Annotated in this window: 1 protein-coding gene and 1 pseudogene; both read right to left on the bottom strand. The window is 59.5% G+C overall.

The window, feature by feature from the left end:
* Positions 1–337: 2-oxoglutarate and iron-dependent oxygenase domain-containing protein (locus AACY45_RS27675; RefSeq protein ID WP_339548651.1), on the bottom strand; the 337-nt coding region annotated here is incomplete at its 3' end.
* A pseudogene (locus tag AACY45_RS27670) lies at positions 334–553 on the bottom strand (hypothetical protein); the annotation flags it as partial. The gene AACY45_RS27675 and the pseudogene AACY45_RS27670, both read right to left, overlap by 4 nt.

The raw sequence follows: 553 nt of genomic DNA, 5'->3' as shown, positions 1-553 counted from the left end.
CGATGTTAAAATATTCGCGGTGGTCGGGTTTCGCCTCCTTCTCGCCGATCGTGCTGGCCAGGTTACCAGACTCGACGGCGAAGTAGCCACGATAGACTGCCTTGTCGGGTGAGCGGTACTTTACCTTCTCCGACTTGGTAAGATCGAATAGCTTGCGACCTTCCGCCTCGGCCCGCTCGATTATCTCTGCGGGAACACCATGTCCGGAGACAACAAGGAACCCGATACTGCGCGCGGCCGCTCCGACTTGCTCCGCGACCGCCTGTTTGGCAGCTTCGTCCCCTGTCCGGGCCGGCGCCAGATCGATGATCGGCACTACGCTTCCGTCGAATTTCATGCAAACCTCCTGGCCGGAACGATCTCCGGCATGATGATCTCTTCTTCAATCTTGTCGATCTTCGAAGCAGCGGTGTCGGCAGCTTTCTTGCCAAAGAACAGGTTGAGCGCCACGGCCGTGCAGATGCCGAGCAGGACACCGCTATGGGTAAAGGGCGCGAGCGCAGCTGGCGCTTGGGCGAAGAAGCGATCGGACATGCTCGGAATGAGGCCGACG

It is taken from the genome of Pseudomonas sp. RA_35y_Pfl2_P32, assembly GCF_963970735.1.
GTDB lineage: Bacteria > Pseudomonadota > Gammaproteobacteria > Pseudomonadales > Pseudomonadaceae > Aquipseudomonas.
The sequence above is the reverse complement of the archived record's forward strand: the minus strand, read 5'-3'. Positions and strand labels throughout refer to the sequence as shown.